This window comes from Streptomyces lydicus (assembly GCF_004125265.1).
Taxonomy (GTDB): Bacteria; Actinomycetota; Actinomycetes; order Streptomycetales; family Streptomycetaceae; genus Streptomyces; species Streptomyces lydicus_C.
In genome coordinates this window covers 2437555-2457834 of sequence record NZ_RDTE01000003.1, presented here as the reverse complement: position 1 = coordinate 2457834, position 20280 = coordinate 2437555, and the positions used below count along the sequence as shown (strand labels likewise).

At 72.8% G+C, this 20280-nt stretch carries 13 protein-coding genes; 10 read left to right on the top strand and 3 right to left on the bottom strand.

What is annotated here, in order from left to right; genetic code table 11:
• Window positions 1-122: 122 nt before the first annotated feature.
• Both D9V36_RS13165 and gabT read right to left on the bottom strand, forming a co-directional pair.
• Complete coding sequence (locus D9V36_RS13165) at window positions 123-926, bottom strand: phosphatase PAP2 family protein (RefSeq protein WP_241720857.1); 804 nt, start codon at window positions 924-926, stop codon at window positions 123-125.
• A 689-nt stretch (window positions 927-1615) separates the two neighbouring features.
• The gene (gabT, locus tag D9V36_RS13160; protein ID WP_129293942.1) at window positions 1616-2965 is read right to left on the bottom strand and encodes a 4-aminobutyrate--2-oxoglutarate transaminase; all 1350 of its coding nucleotides are present in this window, start codon (window positions 2963-2965) and stop codon (window positions 1616-1618) included.
• 276 nt (window positions 2966-3241) lie between these two features.
• Between gabT and D9V36_RS13155 the strand changes: the two genes are divergently transcribed.
• The 10 genes from D9V36_RS13155 to D9V36_RS13105 all read left to right on the top strand — a co-directional run bounded on the left by D9V36_RS13155 (window position 3242) and on the right by D9V36_RS13105 (window position 19248).
• Window positions 3242-5455, top strand: coding sequence for an ATP-binding protein (locus tag D9V36_RS13155; protein ID WP_129293941.1), 2214 nt, complete (start codon window positions 3242-3244; stop codon window positions 5453-5455).
• 233 nt (window positions 5456-5688) lie between these two features.
• Window positions 5689-7338 carry a PucR family transcriptional regulator gene (locus D9V36_RS13150; RefSeq protein ID WP_129293940.1) on the top strand — a complete coding sequence of 550 codons (1650 nt, stop codon included), beginning with the start codon at window positions 5689-5691 and terminating at the stop codon, window positions 7336-7338.
• A gap of 287 nt (window positions 7339-7625) precedes the next feature.
• A complete protein-coding gene (locus D9V36_RS13140; protein ID WP_129293938.1) occupies window positions 7626-9086 on the top strand; it encodes an aldehyde dehydrogenase family protein in 1461 nt (486 codons plus the stop codon).
• A gap of 516 nt (window positions 9087-9602) precedes the next feature.
• Complete coding sequence (locus D9V36_RS13135; RefSeq protein WP_129293937.1) at window positions 9603-11522, top strand: acyl-CoA dehydrogenase family protein; 1920 nt, start codon at window positions 9603-9605, stop codon at window positions 11520-11522.
• A 150-nt stretch (window positions 11523-11672) separates the two neighbouring features.
• Entirely contained in the window at window positions 11673-12947 is a 1275-nt protein-coding gene (gene dxr / locus D9V36_RS13130; RefSeq protein WP_129293936.1) for a 1-deoxy-D-xylulose-5-phosphate reductoisomerase, read from the top strand.
• Window positions 12944-14245, top strand: a complete 1302-nt coding sequence (locus D9V36_RS13125) for a M50 family metallopeptidase (RefSeq protein ID WP_129293935.1) — start codon at window positions 12944-12946, stop codon at window positions 14243-14245. Before dxr ends, D9V36_RS13125 begins: the two co-directional genes overlap by 4 nt.
• Before the next feature lie 173 nt (window positions 14246-14418).
• Window positions 14419-15576 carry a flavodoxin-dependent (E)-4-hydroxy-3-methylbut-2-enyl-diphosphate synthase gene (gene ispG, locus D9V36_RS13120; protein ID WP_030082501.1) on the top strand — a complete coding sequence of 386 codons (1158 nt, stop codon included), beginning with the start codon at window positions 14419-14421 and terminating at the stop codon, window positions 15574-15576.
• Between the two features lie 174 nt (window positions 15577-15750).
• Entirely contained in the window at window positions 15751-16596 is an 846-nt protein-coding gene (locus D9V36_RS13115; protein WP_129293934.1) for a GNAT family N-acetyltransferase, read from the top strand.
• Window positions 16597-16620: 24 nt separating this feature from the next.
• The gene (locus D9V36_RS13110) at window positions 16621-17178 is read left to right on the top strand and encodes a GNAT family N-acetyltransferase (RefSeq protein ID WP_129293933.1); all 558 of its coding nucleotides are present in this window, start codon (window positions 16621-16623) and stop codon (window positions 17176-17178) included.
• A gap of 360 nt (window positions 17179-17538) precedes the next feature.
• Complete coding sequence (locus tag D9V36_RS13105; RefSeq protein WP_129293932.1) at window positions 17539-19248, top strand: proline--tRNA ligase; 1710 nt, start codon at window positions 17539-17541, stop codon at window positions 19246-19248.
• Between the two features lie 120 nt (window positions 19249-19368).
• Here D9V36_RS13105 and D9V36_RS13100 read toward each other — a convergent pair whose 3' ends face one another.
• Window positions 19369-20277, bottom strand: a complete 909-nt coding sequence (locus D9V36_RS13100) for an aminoglycoside phosphotransferase family protein (protein WP_129293931.1) — start codon at window positions 20275-20277, stop codon at window positions 19369-19371.
• Window positions 20278-20280: the final 3 nt, after the last annotated feature.

Below are 20280 nucleotides of genomic sequence, written 5' to 3'. Positions count from 1 at the left end.
CGACGATGCGTTGCCCGCCCCTTGCGCGTCCCCTGCATGCCCGTTGTGCGGCCTTTGCGTGGCCCTTGCGTGGCCCTTGGGCGGCCCTGTGTGGACGGCCGGACGGTATGCCACGGCCGGGGTCAGGGGCCGTCCGGCCCCGCCCCGTCGGACGCCTCCCGGCGCACCGCCCGGCCCCCGCCACCGTCCCACCGGTCACACACCGCACACCACCCGGCGAGCAGCACCCCGGCCAGACACCAGCTGCCGAGGACGTCCAGCGGCCAGTGATAGCCCTGGCGCACCAGGCCGATGCCGACGCCCACATTGAGCAGGGGGACGACCACGGTGACGACGATGGCCGTGACCGACGCTGAGGGCGTAGACGTAGACGCGGACGTGGCCGCCGTAGGGTGCGGACGGGCGGCGGCCGCGCCGTCGCCGGCCCGCTTCCCCCGCAGGCCGCGGAGCAGCAACAGCCCGGCCACGCCGTACGCCACGGCCGCCGTGGCGCCATGGCCCGACGGATAGAAGGCGGGCGCGGCGCCGGCCATCTGCGGTGGGCCCGGCCGGGCGAGCCACAGCTTGAGCGGGACGACCAGTGCGGGCACCGCGGCCAGTGCGAGGCCGGCGGCGAGCGGCGGCAGCCACCAGCGCACCGGAGCAGGGTCGCTGGCGGTGCCCACGCCGCCCGCGCCGCCCACGCACCCCTCGCCGCTCTCGATGCCCCTGACGCCCTGCTGCCTGCCCGGCCACCCCGTCCACCCCGCCCACACCATGACCACCGACAGCACCGGCAGTGCCACGGCCGTATTGCCGAGATCGGCGAAGAACTCGGCGAGCCCGGCGGGGATGCTCCCGCCGGCAACGACGCGGCCGAGCCGTTCATCGAGGGTGCGCAGCGGGCCGTGACCGGCCACCTGCCAGGTGAGCACGGCGAAGAGCACGGCGCTGAGCAGACCGGCCGCCAGCGGCGAGAGGTGCGGGGAGCCGCGGCCCGACGGGTCCGCGGAGCGAAAAAAAGTCGGCCGCCTCGGAACAGGGGGGGTGGTTCCGAGGCGGCCGCGCTGACCGGTGTCCCGCGCGCCCCGGGGGGTATGGGGCGGGCGGACATCCGATCGGTGAGGATTCCCGGAACCCCCTTTGCCAGGGGCCCCGGTGTTGTGCGCGAGGGCACGGCCTGATCGGAACCGGGGAAGTGCCGACCGGGCGTCGCCCGCAGTCCCCTGCGAGCGGGGTGTTTCTCTCATCTGCAGAAACCGTACGGCACCGCGAGCACCCCCGACAGTGGCATTACCCGGCCGCCATCGGCCCCGCACATCTTCTTCACGCCATGCCTCCAGTTACACGCGTCCGCACGGAAATGAACAGAGAAATGGGCACAGAACGGGGTGCGTGCGGGGGGGCGTGCACGGGGTGCGTGCACGGGGTGGGAAGCGGGCCGCGGCCCGGCGCGTCAGCGGGTGCCGAGGACAACCGCCCACCACGGCGCACCACATCGCATCACGGCACTCCACAGCGCGGGCCTTCCCGCCGGACGAACGGGTACGGCCCGGGACACGGGAGAAGCCGTGTCCCGGGCCGTACCGGGGTTCGTGCCGCCCCCGTGGTGTCCGTGGGCGTGTGTGCGTGCCGCTCAGAGCGAGGCGAAGGCGCCTTCGAGGATGTCCAGACCCTCGCCCAGCAGGTCCTCACCGATGACCAGCGGCGGCAGGAAGCGCAGCACATTGCCGTACGTACCGGTCGTCAGGACGAGCAGGCCCTCCTGGTGGCAGGCCTTGGCCAGCGCGGCGGTGGCCTCCGGGTTCGGGTCCTTGGAACCGGACTTGACCAGCTCGATCGCGATCATCGCGCCGCGGCCGCGGACCTCGCCGACGATGTCGTACTTCTCCGCGATCGCGTTCAGGCGGGCCTTCATGATCTCGCCGATCCGGCGGGCCTTGGCGTTGAGGTCCTGCTCGCGCATGGTCTCGATCGAGCCCAGCGCCGCGGCGCAGGCCACCGGGTTGCCGCCGTAGGTGCCGCCCAGGCCGCCCGCGTGCGCGGCGTCCATGATCTCGGCGCGGCCGGTGACCGCGGCCAGCGGCAGGCCGCCCGCGATGCCCTTGGCGGTGGTGATCAGGTCCGGGACGACGTTCTCGTCCTCACAGGCGAACCACTGGCCCGTACGGCAGAAGCCGGACTGGATCTCGTCCGCGACGAAGACGATGCCGTTCTCCTTCGCGAAGTCGGCGATCGCGGGCAGGAAGCCCTTGGCCGGTTCGATGAAGCCGCCCTCGCCGAGCACCGGCTCGATGATGATCGCCGCGACGTTCTCCGCGCCGATCTGCTTGGTGATCTGCGAGATGGCCTGGTCCGCGGCCTCCTGCGCGCAGTTCTCCGGGCCGGTCAGCCAGCGGTAGGGGTAGGCCAGCGGGACGCGGTAGACCTCGGGCGCGAACGGGCCGAAGCCGTGCTTGTACGGCATGTTCTTGGCGGTGAGCGCCATCGTCAGGTTCGTCCGGCCGTGGTAGCCGTGGTCGAAGACGACGACCGCCTGGCGCTTGGTGTACGCGCGGGCGATCTTGACGGCGTTCTCGACCGCCTCCGCGCCGGAGTTGAACAGCGCCGACTTCTTCGCGTGGTCGCCCGGCGTCAGCTCGGCCAGCAGCTCACAGACCTCGATGTACGGCTCGTACGGCGCCACCATCGCGCAGGTGTGGGTGAACGCCTGGAGCTGCGCGGTGGCCCGGCGGACGACCGCCTCCGCGCTGTTGCCCACCGAGGTCACCGCGATGCCGGAGCCGAAGTCGATCAGCGAGTTCCCGTCCACGTCCTCCAGGACGCCGCCGCCCGCGCGCTTGACGAAGACGGGCAGCACGGCGCCGACGCCGGCGGCCACCGTGGCCTGCTTACGGGCCCACAGCTCCTGCGACTTCGGGCCGGGGATCGCGGTGACGACGCGACGCTCCTGGGGGAGGGCCGGGCCTCCGGACAGTTCGGTCATGGCAGTCTCCTGGAGTGGAACGGGGACGTACAGAGGTGTTGTTCTCGCAGGCTAGGGGCGGCCGGGCGGGTCTGGCATGTTCCGTTCGGGAGAAGTGCGCGTGTTGCGTTGTCCGCACCGGACATAGCGGCGGGCCGCGGCCAGTAGATTGTGCGGCGGCGCGCCCGGCAGCGGCGGGTACCAGCGCGGGCATGACAATGGCACCGCGGCCGCACGACCCGGCCGGCGGCGCCAGGACGCAGCAGGCCACGGCTCAAGGGGGACAAGGGGCACCGGATGGACACCGAGGGCACGCACGACGCACAGCACACCGCTCCCCAGCGGCCGGACGGAGCGCACCGGCCCGAACCCGCGGTGCCGCGCCCCGCGGCACCGCCCACCCCGCCGGCCGCCGCGCCGCGCACCCCGCCACCGCCCGCCGCCCCGCCGGCCGTGCCGGCCATGCCCGCCGCCCCGCCGGGCACCGCGCCCCGCGGCTCCGCGGCCCCCGAACCTGCACTGCTGAGCTGGCTGCGCACCCCGCGCCCGGGCGCCGCGCCCGGCATCTGGACCTACGGTCACCGGCCCCGCCCCGCGCAGGAGCCCGACCGGGTCCCCGGACGGCAGCTGATCAGCGGCGCGGTGATCTCGTTCCTGTGCGGCTGGCTGCTGTGGTCGTTGCTGTGGAACGGATACCTCGGCGGCTACTGGCTCTGGCCGCTGCTGCTGCTCACCCCGGACTCCTGGCGGTCGGCCGGCGGCGACAAGATGGTCTACGTCTGGGCCACCTATCTCTACTACGGGCTGGTGCTGGCGCTTCTGGTCGTCGTCTTCGGCCGTCTGGGCCGCTGGCCGGAGCTCGTCCGCCGCTTCCTGGGGCCGGTCCTCGGCCGCTTCCGCAACCGCGGACCCGCCGTCCCCAGGCCCCAGCCCGCCGCCGACCGCGCGCAGTGGCCCGACCTGCGGGCACACGGCGCCGCGGACGCCGCCGACAAGCTCACCGCCGAGGCGGGGGCCGGCCGGATGAACGACGTGGACGTGGCCAGGATCGAGCGCGCCTGGCGCTCGGTGCGGTCCGGCACGAACTCCCTGGCCTCCTTCACCGACACCGTGCTCCGGCACGGGGCGGCGGCCTGTGCGCATCCGTCCGGGCGGCGCGACCTGCCGCGGACCGCCCACCACGACCTGCTCGCCCACCAGGTCCGTATCGGCACCGCCGCCGACCACCAGCGCAACCCGTATCAGCACCGCGGCGCCGGATGCGCCCTGGATCCGGGGGTGTTGGGCACCTCGCTGCTGGCGGTCGGGCCCGCCGGCAGCGGTAAGACCACCCGGGTCGTGCGGCCGGTGGTGGAGTCGATGTGCCTGCAGGCGCTGGCCGGGCAGGCCGCGGTGATCGCCGTCGGGCCGGCCGGGTCCGACCTCGGTCCTGACGAGGCGTTCGACGTGGTGGTCAGGGTCGGCCGCCCGGATCCGGACTGCGACCTCGACCTGTACGGCGGCACCACGGACCCCGACGAGGCGGCCGGGATCCTGGCGGAGGCGCTGGTCGGCGATCTGGCCGAGCAGTTGCCGGGCGGCGACAGCCGGCGGGCCGCGACCGCGCTGGCCCAGTTGCTCGGCCCCTTCCGGGCCGCCCACGACCGCTTCCCCACCGTTCCCGAGCTGCGCGAGCTGCTGGACGGCGCCCCCTCGGCGCTGTCCGCGCTGCGCACCGCCCTGCAGGACGGGGACGCTCACACCCTGCTGCGCGAACTGGACGCCCGGGTGCGCCAGTCGGAGCGCCCCGGCGATCCCGGTGTGCTCCTCGCCGACCGCCTCGCCCTCCTGGACCGGCCCGCCTTCGCCGCGTTCTTCGACCCCACGGGAGGCACCCGCCAGGTCTCCCTGCGCGCCCTCGACCATCCGCTGCGGGTCCGCATCGAACTGCCCGAGCGCGGCCACGCGGAGGCGTCACGGATCCTCGCCCGGCTGGTGCTGGCGCAGTTCACCGAGTGCGCGGTGGCCCGGGGCGACCGCTCGCTGTTCGCCTGTCTGGTGCTCGACGAGGCCGCCCACACGATCACGGCGGAGGCGCTGCGCGGGCTGCAGCGGCTGCGCTCGGCGAACGCCGGCGCGGTGCTGACGCTGCGCTCCTTGGACGACATCCCCGATGCGCTGCGCGGCACGCTGCTGGGCACCGTCGGCTGCCGGATGGCGTTCGCGGGCGTGACGACGTGGGACGGCGCCCGGTTCGCCGAGGTGTGGGGCAAGGAGTGGGTGGAGACCCGCGATGTCACGGACCGTCAGATCATCGCGGAGGGCGCCGCGATGAAGGCGTTCCACCTCTTCCGTCACCTGGTCACCGGCAAGGCGGTCACCGCCAAGGCCGTCACCGTGCGCACCGTGGAGCGGGAGCGCTGGTCGGCGTCCGATCTCGCCAATGCCGTTCCGCCCGGCCATGCGGTCCTCTCCGTGACCTCGGTGGCGGGGGAGCATGCGCCGCCGGTGCTGGTGGATCTGCGGTCCTGAGGGGCGGGCGCTTGCCGGCCGGTGGCGACGGGGGGCAAGGGCCCCGTCGCCCCTTCCCCGTGGGCTCGTGCTCGCAGCCCCCGGGAGCGGATGTGGCCGGAGCGGAGCTCCCCCGGATTCCTCCGCTGAGGCAGAATCGGCAGTGGCCGTTCATACGAGGCGGCGTAAAGAATCGGCCGGTGACCGGTTGCCGTCCGGTCGTCCCTCGCATTCGTCGACGTCATGAAGGTTCCATGCCGCACACCCTCGCTTCCCTGGTCAACCACACCGCGCTCAAGCTGACCGTGCTCGCGGGCGAGGGGCGGCTGGAGGTGCCGGTGCGCTGGGCGCACGCCAGTGAGCTGATCGATCCGGTGCCCTACATGGAGGGCGGGGAGCTGCTGCTGATCACCGCGCTCAAGCTGGACGCACAGGACGCGGAGGCGACCCGCAGGTATGTGCGACGGGTCGCGGAGGCCGGGGTCGTCGGGCTGGGATTCGCGGTCGGGGTCAATTACGAGGGTGTTCCGCAGGCGCTGGTCGAGGCGGCCGCCGAGCAGGGGCTGCCGCTGCTCGGGGTGCCCCGCAGGACGCCGTTCATCGCGATCAGCAAGGCGGTCTCGGCCGCCGTCGCCGCCGACCAGTACCGCGCGGTGACCGCGGGGTTCGAGGCCCAGCGGGAGCTGACCCGGGCGGCGCTCAGCGCCGAGGGCCCCGCCGAGCTGCTGGCCCGGCTCGCGGCGCATCTGGACGGCTGGGCCGCGCTCTACGACGCGTCGGGCGCCGTGGTGGCCGCCGCCCCCGACTGGGCGGCCCGCCGCGCGGCCCGGCTCGCCGACGACGTCGGACGGCTGCGCGAGCGGCCCGCACCCGCCAGCTCGGTCGTCAGCGACACCGACGGCGACGACCGGGTCGAACTGCAGTCACTGGGCACCGGGCGCCGGGCCCGCGGGGTGCTCGCGGTCGGGACCGGTGCGCCGCTCGGCACGGCCGAACGCTATGCCGTGCACTCCGCGGTCGCGCTGCTCACCCTGACCACCGAGCGGTCCCGGGCGCTGCAGGACGCCGAGCAGCGGCTCGGTGCCGCGGTGCTCAAGATGCTGCTGGCGGGGGAGCCGGACCATGCGCGGGCGGTGGCCGGCCGGCTCTACGGCGGGCTGCTGGACGCGCCGTTCCGGATGGTGGTCGCGGAGGCGGTGGCCGGCGACGAGCAGGCGGCGGGCGGCGGGGCGTCGGGCGGCGGGGCGTCGGGCGTCCTCGACGGGCTGGCCGATGCGATGGACTCCGCGGCCGCGCGGACCGGTGAGGCGGTGCTCGCGGTGCCGGACGGCGGCCGGCTGATCGTGCTGGTGGCGGACGGCGGGGCGGCCGCGGACGCCTGCGCGGCGTACGCCGCCGCTGCCGAGGCCCGCGCCGCCGCGCAGCCGCGGTCGCCCGGCCGGTCGGGGCGGGCCGAGGCGGGCCACCCGGAGGGGGTGGCCGTCGGGCTGTCGGCGCCGACCGGGCCGATGGCCGCCGCGAACGCCTACCGCCAGGCCGAGCAGGCGCTGTCGGTGGCCCGCCGGCGCGGCCGGGCGCTGGTCGAGCACGAGGACGTGGCGGCCGGTTCCGTGCTGCCGCTGCTCGCCGACGACGCGGTCCGCGCCTTCGCGGACGGGCTGCTGCGGGCGCTGCGCGAGCACGACGCCCGGGGGCGCGGTGATCTGGTGGCCTCGCTGCGCGCCTGGCTCGCCCGGCACGGCCAGTGGGACGCGGCCGCCGCCGACCTGGGCGTACACCGCCACACCCTGCGCTACCGGATGCGGCGGGTGGAGGAGATCCTGGGCCGCTCGCTGGACGACGCGGATGTCCGGATGGAGCTGTGGCTGGCGCTCAAGGCGACGTCGGGCGCCCCGGGGGAGTAGGGCGCCCCGGAGGAGCAGCCCGTCCAGGGTCCGGCCGCCCTCCCCGGGAGGTGGTGCCCCGTACGCCCGTCCACCGCGCCCCGTACGCTCCCCCCCCGCCCCCTCCACCCCGGCAACCCCGGCCCGCACGTCCCCTCCACCACGGAGGGACGGCCCCACCGATTTCTACGCTTCGGACAAACGCCACGGCGCCGCCGCACCCCTACCGTGGATCCCGAGTCAAAACCGCAGAGCCGCTCGCTGAGCCATGCGCATCACCCACCACTTCTGAAGGGCCGGGTTCCACTGTGCCGATCCCCACTGATGCAGCCCCCACCGCCTTCTGGCTCGCCGGCCGCGAGGCCACCGGCGAGGCCACCTTCGACGTCACCTCCCCCTGGGACGGACGCCTCGTCGGCACGGTGAGCGTCCCCACCGAGGCCCAGGTCGAGGAGGCCATCGCCGCCTCCGTCGCGGTTCAGGACGAGCTGGCCGCGACCCCCGCGCATGTGCGGGCCGCCGCGCTGGACCATGTGCACCGCCGGCTGGTGGAGCGTACGGAGGAGATCGCCCGGCTGATCTCCGCGGAGAACGGCAAGCCCATGAAGTGGGCGCGCGGCGAGGTCGGCCGCGCGGTCTCGGTGTTCCGCTTCGCCGCCGAGGAGGCCCGCCGCTTCAACGGCGGCGAGGCGCAGCGCCTGGACACCGACGCGGGCGGCGCCGGCCGGCTCGCCCTGACCCGCCGCTTCCCGCGCGGCACGGTCCTGGGCATCGCCCCGTTCAACTTCCCGCTGAACCTCTGCGCCCACAAGATCGCCCCGGCCATCGCGGCCGGTGCCCCGATCCTCCTCAAGCCGGCGCCGGCCACCCCGCTCTCCGGCCTGATCCTCGGCGAGCTGCTGTCCGAGACCGAGCTGCCGGCCGGCTCCTGGTCGATCCTCCCGGTGCCCAATGACCGGATGCCGGCGCTGGTCCAGGACGAGCGGCTGCCGGTCGTCTCCTTCACCGGCTCCGAGAAGGTCGGCTACGCGATCCTCGACTCGGTGCCGCGCAAGCACTGCACCCTGGAGCTCGGCGGCAACGGCGCGGCCGTCGTCCTGCCCGACTACTCCTGTGAGGCGGACCTGGACTGGGCGGCGCAGCGCATCGCCACCTTCTCCAACTACCAGGGCGGCCAGTCCTGCATCTCGGTGCAGCGGGTGATCGCCGACGCCTCCGTCTACGACCGTCTGGTGCCCAAGATCGTGGCGGCCGTCGAGGCGCAGATCACCGGCGACCCGTCGGACGACGCGACCGAGGTCGGCCCGCTGGTCGACGAGAACGCCGCCAAGCGCGTCGAGTCCTGGGTGGACGAGGCCGTGGAGCGCGGTGCGAAGCTGCTGGCGGGCGGCAAGCGTGACGGCGCCTCCTACGCGCCGACGGTGCTGGCGGACGTGCCCGCCGACGCCACCCTCGCCTGCGAGGAGGTCTTCGGCCCGGTGCTCACCCTCAAGAAGGTCGACGGGGAGGCGGAGGCCTTCGCGGCCGTCAACGACTCCAAGTTCGGCCTCCAGGCGGGCGTGTTCACCCACGACGTGCAGACCGCCTTCCGCGCCCACCGCGCGCTGGAGGTCGGCGGCGTGATCGTCGGCGATGTGCCGTCCTACCGTGCCGACCAGATGCCGTACGGCGGCGTCAAGCAGTCCGGTGTGGGCCGCGAGGGCGTGCGGTTCGCGATGGACGACTACACCTATGAGCGGGTGCTGGTCCTCACCGGCCTCGCCCTGTGACCACCGGCTGATCCGGTCCGGTCCCACCCGGCCCGGCCCGGTGGGCAGCGGCGGCCCTCCCTCGGGCCGTCACACCGACCGGACCCGACCGGCCCTCGACCCCGGCCCCCCCAGCGCGGCGCGCTCCGGCACCCTGTTTCCGGAGCGCGCCGCGTCCCCCGTTTCCGGCATCACCTCTCCCGTCATGCCGGATCTTGACGGTAAGCGGCACGGGCGCCTCCCTTCCTCCTGTCTGAGAGGGAGCCGCGGCGGTCCCCCGGGGGAGGTGCCGGGGCCCGGCGTACAACCAGCGCGGTATGCCGTACCCCCCGAACGGCGGAGGGCGGCGAGCGGCCTTGGACCGGCGCCAGGGGGGTATGTCCCACTTGGCGTGGAGTGGCCTGCCGCGCGGCCCTCTCCCGCCGCCTCCCGTGGTGCAACCCGCGCGGATCGGGTAACTCTCACAAGTAGCGCTGTCCAGCGGCCGACCGGCCCGCCGGCGCTGAACTCCCGATCCCGCGGCGAGGTGAGCTCCTGATGACCGCTCCATCCATCCGCAACGTTTCCGAGCGCGAAGCACGCCAGGTCGCCGAGGCGGCCCGCGAGCAGGACTGGCGCAAGCCCAGCTTCGCCAAGGAACTGTTCCTGGGGCGCTTCCGGCTCGACCTCATCCATCCGCACCCCACCCCCGCGGTCGACGACGTACGCCGCGGCGAGAAGTTCCTCGCCACGCTGCGCGACTTCTGCGAGCGCGAGATCGACGGCGCCCGGATCGAGCGCGAGGGAAAGATTCCGGACGAGACCGTGCACGGGCTCAAGGAGCTCGGCGCGTTCGGCATGAAGATCGACGCGAAGTACGGCGGCCTCGGACTCACCCAGGTCTACTACAACCGCGCCCTGTCCCTGGTCGGCACCGCCAGCCCCGCCATCGGCGCACTGCTCTCCGCGCACCAGTCGATCGGCGTACCGCAGCCGCTGAAGCTGTTCGGCACCAAGGAGCAGAAGGAGACCTTCCTGCCGCGCTGTGCCCGTACGGACATCTCGGCGTTCTTGCTGACCGAGCCCGATGTCGGCTCGGACCCGGCCCGGCTGGCCACCCTGGCGGTCCCGGACGGCACGGACTACCTCCTCGACGGGGTCAAGCTGTGGACCACCAACGGCGTGGTCGCCGACCTGCTGGTGGTGATGGCGCGGGTGCCCGCCTCCGAGGGGCACAAGGGCGGCATCACGGCCTTCGTCGTCGAGGCCGACTCGCCCGGCATCACGGTCGAGCACCGCAACGCCTTCATGGGCCTGCGCGGCCTGGAGAACGGCGTGACCCGCTTCCACCAGGTGCGGGTCCCCGCCGCCAACCGCATCGGACCCGAGGGCGCCGGCCTGAAGATCGCCCTCACCACCCTCAACACCGGCCGGCTCTCGCTGCCCGCGATGTGCGTCGGCTCCGGCAAGTGGTGCCTGAAGATCGCCCGCGAGTGGTCCGCGGCCCGTGAACAGTGGGGCCGGCCGGTCGCCAAGCACGAGGCCGTCGGCGCCAAGATCTCCTTCATCGCCGCCACCACCTTCGCCCTCGAAGCGGTCGTCGACCTCTCCTCCCAGATGGCCGACGAGAACCGCAACGACATCCGTATCGAGGCCGCCCTCGCCAAGCTCTACGGCTCGGAGATGGGCTGGCTGATGGCCGACGAACTGGTCCAGATCCGCGGCGGCCGCGGCTACGAGACCGCCCCCTCGCTCGCCGCCCGCGGCGAACGCGCCGTCCCCGCCGAGCAGATGCTCCGCGATATGCGCATCAACCGGATCTTCGAGGGCTCCACGGAGATCATGCACCTGCTGATCGCCCGCGAGGCGGTGGACGCCCATCTCTCGGTCGCCGGCGACCTCATCGACCCCGACAAGTCGCTCGCCGACAAGGGCCGGGCGGCCGCCAAGGCCGGCGGGTTCTACGCCCGCTGGCTGCCCAAGCTCGTCGCCGGACCCGGGCAGCTCCCGCGCACCTACCAGGAGTTCGGACAGCTGGCCGGCCATCTGCGCTATGTCGAGCGCACCTCCCGCAAGCTCGCCCGCTCCACCTTCTACGCGATGTCCCGCTGGCAGGGCCGGATGGAGACCAAACAGGGCTTCCTCGGCCGGATCGTGGACATCGGCGCCGAACTCTTTGCGATGAGCGCCGCCTGCGTACGGGCTGAGTACCTGACCGAGACCGGTGACCACGGCCGCGAGGCGCGGCAGCTGGCCGATGTGTTCTGCCGGCAGGCGCGGATCCGCGTCGAGGAGCTGTTCGGCCGGCTGTGGACCAACACCGACGAACTCGACCGCAAGGTCGTCGACGGGGTCCTCGACGGCAGCTACACCTGGCTGGAGGAGGGCATGATCGACCCCAGCGGCGACGGCCCCTGGATCGCGGACGCCACACCGGGCCCGAGCCGGACGGACAACGTCCGGCGGCCCGTTCGCTGAGCGGCCCGCGGCTGCCCGCACCCCGGGGCCGGTCCGGACGTCCGGACCGGCCCCGGGGCGTGCGGCCCACAGCGGTGAGGCGGCGTGCATGATCGCCATGACCCGCCCTGGGTGTCCGCGGCCCCCCGGCGACCGGCCACAATGGACCACATGACGGACTCCCTCGCCCACCCGCATCTGCGCTTCGAGCCGGCCGCCGCCGACCTCGCCGGCCCGAGCGGCCCCCGTTCCCTGGTCATCCTCGGCTCGACCGGGTCGATCGGCACCCAGGCGATCGACATCGTGCTGCGCAATCCCGACCGGTTCCGGGTGACCGCGCTCTCCGCAGCCGGCGGCCGGGTCGGGCTGCTCGCCGACCAGGCGCACCAGCTGCGGGTGAGCGCCGTGGCCGTGGCGCGCGAGGACGCGGTGCCCGCGCTGCGCACCGCGCTGGCCGACCGCTACGGCGCGGGCGAGCCGCTGCCCGAGATCCTGGCCGGCCCCGACGCGGCCACCGACCTGGCCGCCTCCCCCTGCCACACCGTCCTCAACGGCATCACCGGCTCCATCGGTCTCGCCCCGACCCTGGCCGCCCTGAAGGCGGGCCGGGTGCTGGCCCTCGCCAACAAGGAGTCGCTGATCGTCGGCGGCCCGCTGGTCAAGGCCGTCGCCGCGCCCGGCCAGATCATCCCCGTCGACTCCGAGCACTCCGCGCTCTTCCAGGCGCTGGCCGGCGGCGAGCGTGCCGAGGTCCGCAAGCTCGTCGTCACCGCCTCCGGCGGCCCGTTCCGCGGCCGGACGAAGCAGGAGCTGGCCGCGGTCACCCCCGAGCAGGCGCTGGCCCACCCCACCTGGTCGATGGGCCCGGTCGTCACCATCAACTCCGCGACGCTGGTCAACAAGGGCCTGGAGGTCATCGAGGCGCACCTGCTCTTCGACGTCCCCTTCGACCGCATCGAGGTCGCCGTCCACCCGCAGTCCTACATCCACTCGATGGTGGAGTTCACCGACGGCTCCACCCTCGCCCAGGCCAGCCCGCCGGACATGCGGATGCCGATCGCGCTGGGCATCGGCTGGCCCGAGCGGGTCCCGGACGCCGCCCCGGGCGTGGACTGGACAAAGGCGCAGACCTGGGAGTTCTTCCCGCTGGACGAGGAGGCCTTCCCCTCCGTCCCGCTGGCCCGCCACGTCGGTGATCTGGGCGGCACCGCCCCCGCCGTCTTCAACGCCGCGAACGAGGAATGCGTCGACGCGTTCCTCGGAGGCGGGCTGCCGTTCACAGGGATTGTGGATACCGTCGCCGCAGTGGTTTCCGAACACGGGACGCCGGCCGGGGGAACTTCCCTGACGGTCGCGGACGTCCTGGAGGCGGAGACCTGGGCGCGCGCCCGCGCCCGCGAACTGGCCGCCCGTGCGGCACGGACACCTTCGGAGGCTCGCGCATGACGACCTGGATGACCATCCTCGGCATAGTCGTCTTCGTCGTCGGTCTGCTGTTCTCCATTGCCTGGCACGAGCTCGGCCACCTCTCCACGGCCAAGCTGTTCGGTATCCGCGTGCCGCAGTACATGGTGGGATTCGGACCGACGATCTTCTCCCGTAAGAAGGGCGACACCGAGTACGGCATCAAGGCCGTTCCGCTCGGCGGCTACATCCGCATGATCGGGATGTTCCCGCCCGGCGACGACGGAAAGCTGCAGGCCCGCTCCACCTCGCCGTTCCGCGGCATGATCGAGGACGCCCGCTCGGCGGCCTTCGAGGAGCTGCAGCCCGGCGACGAGAAGCGGCTCTTCTACACCCGCAAGCCCTGGAAACGCGTCATCGTGATGTTCGCCGGGCCGTTCATGAACCTGATCCTGGCGGTCGTGATCTTCATGAGCGTGCTGATGGGCTTCGGCATCAACACCCAGACGACCTCGGTCGGCTCCGTCTCCGACTGCGTCATCTCGGCGGCCGCCAAGACCGACAAGTGCCCGCACGGCGCCAAGGACTCCCCGGCCAAGGCCGCGGGCCTGCGGGCCGGCGACAAGATCGTCTCGTTCAACGGCCACGCCGTCCCGGACTGGGGCGCCCTGCAGCAGCAGATCCGCGACACCACCGGGCCCGCCACGCTCGTCGTCGAACGGCACGGCGCACGGCAGACGCTGCACGCCGACCTGATCGAGAACAAGGTCGCCAAGACCGACGGCCACGGCGGCTATGTTCCCGGACAGTTCGTCACCGCCGGATTCCTCGGCTTCACCCCGGCCAGCGGCGTCGTCCAGCAGTCCGTCGGCCAGTCCGTCGACCGGATGGGCAACATGGTCGAGCAGGGCGTCTCCTCGCTGATAAACCTGCCCGCGAAGGTCCCGGACCTGTGGAACGCGGCCTTCAACGGCGGCGAGCGCAAGCAGGACTCCCCGATGGGCGTGGTCGGCGCGGCCCGGGTCGGCGGCGAGGTCTTCTCCCTGCACATCCCGCCGGAGCAGCGGGTGGCGACCATGCTCTTCCTGGTCGCCGGCTTCAACCTCTCGCTCTTCCTGTTCAACATGCTGCCGCTGCTGCCGCTGGACGGCGGACACATTGCCGGTGCCCTGTGGGAGTCCGTCCGGCGGGCCTTCGCCAAGATCGTCCGGCGCCCGGACCCCGGCCCCTTCGACGTGGCCAAGCTCATGCCGGTCGCGTACGTCGTCGCCGGGATCTTCATCTGCTTCACACTGCTGGTGCTCGTCGCCGACGTGGTGAATCCGGTGAAGCTGACCTAGAAAGCACGTTTGGCGGCGGCCGGACACCTCCGTGGCGTTTGGAGGTGTCCGGCCGTCTTCTTTCGTGGCGCCACAGGGGCGCGATGTGCTCATAGCAATCTCCGTGCCGTAATGTCGAAGACCGGAGCCCGCCGCTGCGGGGGCTAGATCCACACCTTGGGGTTGCTCGCCAGATGACTGCCATTTCACTGGGAATGCCGGACGTACCGACCAAGCTTGCCGACCGCCGGGTCAGCCGCAAGATCCAGGTCGGTACGGTCGCCGTGGGCGGAGACGCACCGGTCTCGGTGCAGTCGATGACGACCACACGCACGTCCGACATCGGCGCGACGCTGCAGCAGATCGCCGAGCTGACGGCCTCCGGCTGCCAGATCGTCCGGGTCGCCTGCCCGACGCAGGACGACGCCGACGCGCTGCCGGTGATCGCCCGGAAGTCGCAGATTCCGGTCATCGCGGACATCCATTTCCAGCCGAAGTACGTCTTCGCCGCGATCGACGCCGGCTGCGCCGCGGTCCGCGTCAACCCCGGCAACATCAAGCAGTTCGACGACAAGGTCAAGGAGATCGCCAAGGCGGCCTCCGACGCCGGCACCCCGATCCGGATCGGCGTCAACGCCGGCTCCCTGGACCGCCGCCTGCTGCAGAAGTACGGCAAGGCCACCCCCGAGGCGCTGGTCGAGTCCGCGCTGTGGGAAGCGTCCCTCTTCGAGGAGCACGGCTTCCGCGACATCAAGATCTCGGTCAAGCACAACGACCCGGTCGTGATGGTCAACGCCTACCGCCAGCTCGCCGCCCAGAGCGACTACCCGCTGCACCTCGGTGTGACGGAGGCCGGACCCGCCTTCCAGGGCACCATCAAGTCCGCCGTCGCCTTCGGCGCCCTGCTCAGCGAGGGCATCGGCGACACCATCCGGGTCTCGCTCTCCGCGCCGCCCGCCGAAGAGGTCAAGGTCGGCATCTCCATCCTGGAGTCGCTCAACCTGCGCCAGCGCCGCCTGGAGATCGTCTCCTGCCCCTCCTGCGGCCGCGCCCAGGTCGACGTCTACAAGCTCGCTGACGAGGTCACCGCGGGCCTGGACGGCATGGAGGTGCCGCTGCGCGTCGCCGTCATGGGCTGCGTCGTCAACGGCCCCGGCGAGGCCCGCGAGGCCGACCTCGGCGTCGCCTCCGGCAACGGCAAGGGCCAGATCTTCGTCAAGGGCGAGGTCATCAAGACCGTCCCCGAATCGAAGATCGTCGAGACCCTCATCGAAGAGGCCATGAAGATCGCCGAGCAGATGGAGAAGGACGGCATCGCCTCCGGCGAGCCGACCGTGGCCGTGGCCGGCTGAGCCCGCGCCGCCCGCAGCTCCCGAGCCCCGCCGCCCGCCCCGGGCCGTGGGGCTCGCCGCTGCCCGGGGCAATCCGTCCCCGGCGCCCGGGTGCTCCCGCGCAGGTGGAGGTAAAGTGCCAGGACCTGCTTCCGCCTGGCCTCCCAGGCCCGTAACGGTGAGGCTTTCCGACACGTGCTGACGACCACCACCATCAAGGTCCTCGAGCCCGGGGACCTCGACGATGCGCTCGCGGTCCTGGACCGCGACCCGGTCGCCAACGCCTTCGTCGCCGCCCGCGTCCAGGTCGCCGGCCTCGACCCCTGGCGGCTGGGCGGCGAGATGTGGGGCTGGTGCGTCGGCGGCCGCCTGGAGTCGCTGTGTTACGCCGGCGCCAACCTCGTCCCGGTCTGCGCCACCCCCGAAGCCGTCCGTGGCTTCGCCGAACGCGCCCGCCGTCAGGGTCGCCGCTGCTCCTCCATCGTCGGCCCCGCCGAGGCCACCGCCGAGCTGTGGTCGCTCCTGGAGCCCTCCTGGGGCCCGGCCCGCGAGATCCGTGCCCACCAGCCGCTGATGGTCACCACCGCGCCGGCCGCCGAGATCGCCCCCGACCCCTGCGTCCGGCGGATCCGCAAGAACGAGATGGACCTGATCATGCCCGCGTGCGTGGCCATGTTCACCGAAGAGGTCGGCATCTCCCCGATGGCCGGCGACGGCGGACTCCTCTACCAGGCCCGGGTCGCCGAACTCGTCGGCTCTGGCCGCTCCTTCGCCCGTATCGACAACGGCAAGGTCATCTTCAAGGCCGAGATCGGCGCCGCCACCCAGCGGGCCTGCCAGATCCAGGGCGTGTGGGTCGACCCCGCCTACCGCGGCAAGGGCCTGTCCGAGACCGGTATGGCCGCCGTGCTGCGCTACGCCCTCAACGACGTCGCCCCCGTCGTCAGCCTCTACGTCAACGACTTCAACACCGCCGCCCGCGCCTCCTACCGGCGGGTGGGCTTCGAGGAAGTCGGCGCGTTCATGAGCGTACTGTTCTGACCCGCCGCCTTGTACGCTCCGAGCATGGATGACGTCGCGGTCGGCCCGCTTGATCTCGCTGCCCGCGTGGACGACGCGCTGGCCGTCCAGGCACTCGCCTTCGGCCTGAGCGCCGAGGAGATCGCCGTCCGCCGGCACATCGTGCTCCGTCACCTCACCTGCCCCGGCGCCCGCGCCCTCGGCGCCACCACCCCCGCGGGCCGGCTGGTCGGCTTCGTCTACGGCATGCCCAACGACCGCGCCCACTGGTGGTCCACCGTCGTCGAGCCCTACCTCCGGGGCGAGGGCCTGGACCACTGGCTCGACGACTCCTTCACCATCACCGAGCTGCACGTCCACCCCGACTACCAGCACCGCGGCATCGGCCGGACACTGATCACCCGCATCACCGACGGCGCCGCCCAACCACGCTCCATCCTCTCCGCCATCGACACCGAAAGCCCCGCCCGCCGCCTCTACCGCTCCCTCGGCTACCAGGACATCGCCCGCCGCGTCCTGTTCCCGAGCGCCCCGACCCCCTACGCGGTCATGGGCGCCCCGCTTCCCCTGAAGCGCCCCGAACGGCCCTCCTGCCGCAGGTGACCACAGGGCACACCCCCACCAGCCTTCACTTACTCCCCCACGGGAGGGGACGGGCTGGAGGGGCAGGGGTGTGGGACGTAAAGCGAAGCAGTCCCACACCCCTGCCCCGGAGGCCCGTCACCGCACCCACAGCCCCGCGCAGCGGACCTGCCCGCCGCAGGCGCAACGGCGAGAAGCCGGCACGGCGAGGGAGCCGACAACGCGGGGCGCGCTGCGCGCAGGCGCAAAGGCGCGAAGCCCCACGGCGGGCCAGCCGAAATCGTGGGAAGAAAGCCGAGCGCAGCGGATACGCATTTCCGCCCGACAGACCCCTACGGCTAACCTCCAGGGAGTCACCTTTCTTACGCAGGAGAAACTCCCATGGCCCACGCCGCACAGGTCCAGCGCATGTCCCGCTTGATGATCAAGACACTGCGCGACGACCCGGCCGACGCCGAGACCGCCAGCCACAAGCTGCTCGTCCGCGCCGGCTATGTCCGCCGCTCCTCCGCCGGCATCTGGACGTGGCTGCCGCTGGGCAAGAAGGTCCTGGAGAACGTCTCCCGCATCGTGCGCGAGGAGATGGACGCCATCGGCGGCCAGGAGGTCCTGCTGCCGGCCCTGCTGCCCAAGGAGCCCTACGAGGCCAGCGGCCGCTGGGAGGAGTACGGCGACCTGCTCTTCCGCCTCAAGGACCGCAAGGGCGCCGACTACCTCCTCGGCCCCACCCACGAAGAGATCTTCACCCTCACGGTCAAGGACCAGTGCACGTCCTACAAGGACCTGCCGGTGATCCTCTACCAGATCCAGACCAAGTACCGCGACGAGGCCCGCCCCCGCTCCGGCGTGCTGCGCGGCCGCGAGTTCCAGATGAAGGACTCGTACAGCTTCGACACCACCGACGAGGGCCTGGAGCAGTCCTACGCCCTGCACCGCGAGGCCTACACCAAGATCTTCCAGCGGCTCGGCCTGGACTACCGCATCGTCTCCGCCGTCTCCGGCGCGATGGGCGGCTCCGCGTCCGAGGAGTTCCTGGCCCCCGCCGCCGCCGGTGAGGACACCTTCGTCGACTGCCCGGCCTGCGACTACGCCGCCAACACCGAGGCCGTCACGGTCAAGGTCGAGGCCGCCGACGGCGCCGCGCACGGCCCCGTCGAGGAGCTGGACACCCCCGACACCCCGACCATCGAGACCCTCGCCGAGCACCTCGGCGTACCGGCCTCGGCGACCCTGAAGAACCTCCTGGTCAAGGTCGACGGCGAGATCGTCGCGGTCGGTGTCCCCGGCCACCGCGAGGTCGACCTCGGCAAGCTCGGCGAGCACCTGGCACCGGCCACCGTCGAACTGGTCACCGCCGAGGACTTCACCGACCGCCCCGAGCTGGTCCGCGGCTACGTCGGCCCGCAGGGCCTGGCCGGCAAGGCGTTCCGCTACCTCGCCGACCCGCGTATCGCCCCCGGCACCGCCTGGGTCACCGGCGCCAACAAGGAGGGCAAGCACGCCAGGAACGTCGTCGCCGGCCGGGACTTCGAGGTCGACGACTACCTCGACGTGGTCGTCGTCGAGCCCGGTGACCCCTGCCCGGAGTGCGGCACCGGCCTGAAGATCGACCGCGCCATCGAGATCGGCCACATCTTCCAGCTCGGCCGCAAGTACGCGGACGCCTTCGAGCTCGATGTGCTCGGCCAGAACGGCAAGCCCGCCCGGGTGACCATGGGCTCGTACGGCATCGGCGTCTCCCGCGCGGTGGCCGCCCTCGCCGAGCAGACCCACGACGAGAAGGGCCTGTGCTGGCCGAGTGAGGTCGCCCCGGCAGATGTGCATGTCGTCGCGGCCGGCAAGGCCAAGCAGACCGAGCTCGCCCTGGAGGTCGGCGAGCAGCTCGGCGCCGCGGGCCTGCGGGTCCTCGTCGACGACCGGGCGGGTGTCTCGCCCGGCGTGAAGTTCACCGATGCCGAACTCCTCGGCGTGCCGACCATCGTCGTCGCCGGCCGCCGCGCCGCCGAGGGCGTCGTCGAGGTCAAGGACCGCCGCACCGGCGAGCGCGAGGAGCTGACGGTCGAGGAGGCCGTCGCCCGCCTCGGCGCGTAACCACCGCACGGCGAACGGGCCGGCCGCCGGGAACACACCCCGGCAGCCGGCCCGTTCGTCCGTCCCACCAGGGGATTCCACCAGGGGATTCCACCAGGGGATCCCGCCAGGGAGACCCCCCTACAGCCAGGCCGCGAACTCCAGCAGCAGTTCGCCGCGCTGCCGGTCGCCCGCCGCCACCTCCCGTACACCGGTGTCCACCGCCCGGTACAGCGTCCAGTCGCGCAACCGGTCCCGGTCCACCTCCAGGGAGTCGGCCAGCTTGGCCACCCTGCGGCGGGCCGCGGCAGCCGCGCCCGCCCCGGCCGCCAGGTCCTCGAAACGGTCCAGCACCAGCGATGCCAGGTCGTACGCCCGCTCGCCCACCACCGGCGACGGGCCGACCGCCAGCCACGGCGCCCGCTCACCGGCCAGCACCTTGCCCTGCCGGAACGCGCCGTGCAGCAGGAACCGCTCGTCGGACCCCTCCGGCAGGGCGCGTCGCAGCTCCCGCGCCCGGTCCACCAGCGGACCCGCCTCGGCCGGCGCCCCGGCGGTCCGCAGCGCCTCCACGGCCTCCTCGGTACGCCCGGCCAGCGTCTCGAATGCGTGATCCGGGGCTGCCGGCACCCACAGCCGCCGCACCGTACCGGCCGCCTCCAGCAGCGCCTTGGCCTCCGGCAGCGACCGCAGCGACACCCCGCCCTGCAACCGTTCCAGCAACAGCGCACCGCTGGTGGCATCGGACCGCAGCAGCCGCACCGCGCCCCAGCCGTCCCATGCCTCCAGTACCGCCCCCTCATGCGCGGACACCCGCCCGGGCACCGGGAACTTCAGCGCGGCGGGCGACTGGTCCTTCTGCCGTACGAGGGCGACCAGACTGCTGCGGCCACCGGGGGCCTGCACCCGTTCCAGCGTCAGATCCCAGGCCTCCAGCCGCTGCTGAACCAGCGTCGGCAGGGCGTCGAGCCACTGCCGTACGGGACTTTCCGGATCGCCGCTCAGCGAACTCACCAACCGCTGCGGCGGTTCGATGGGTGCCGTTGCCATGCT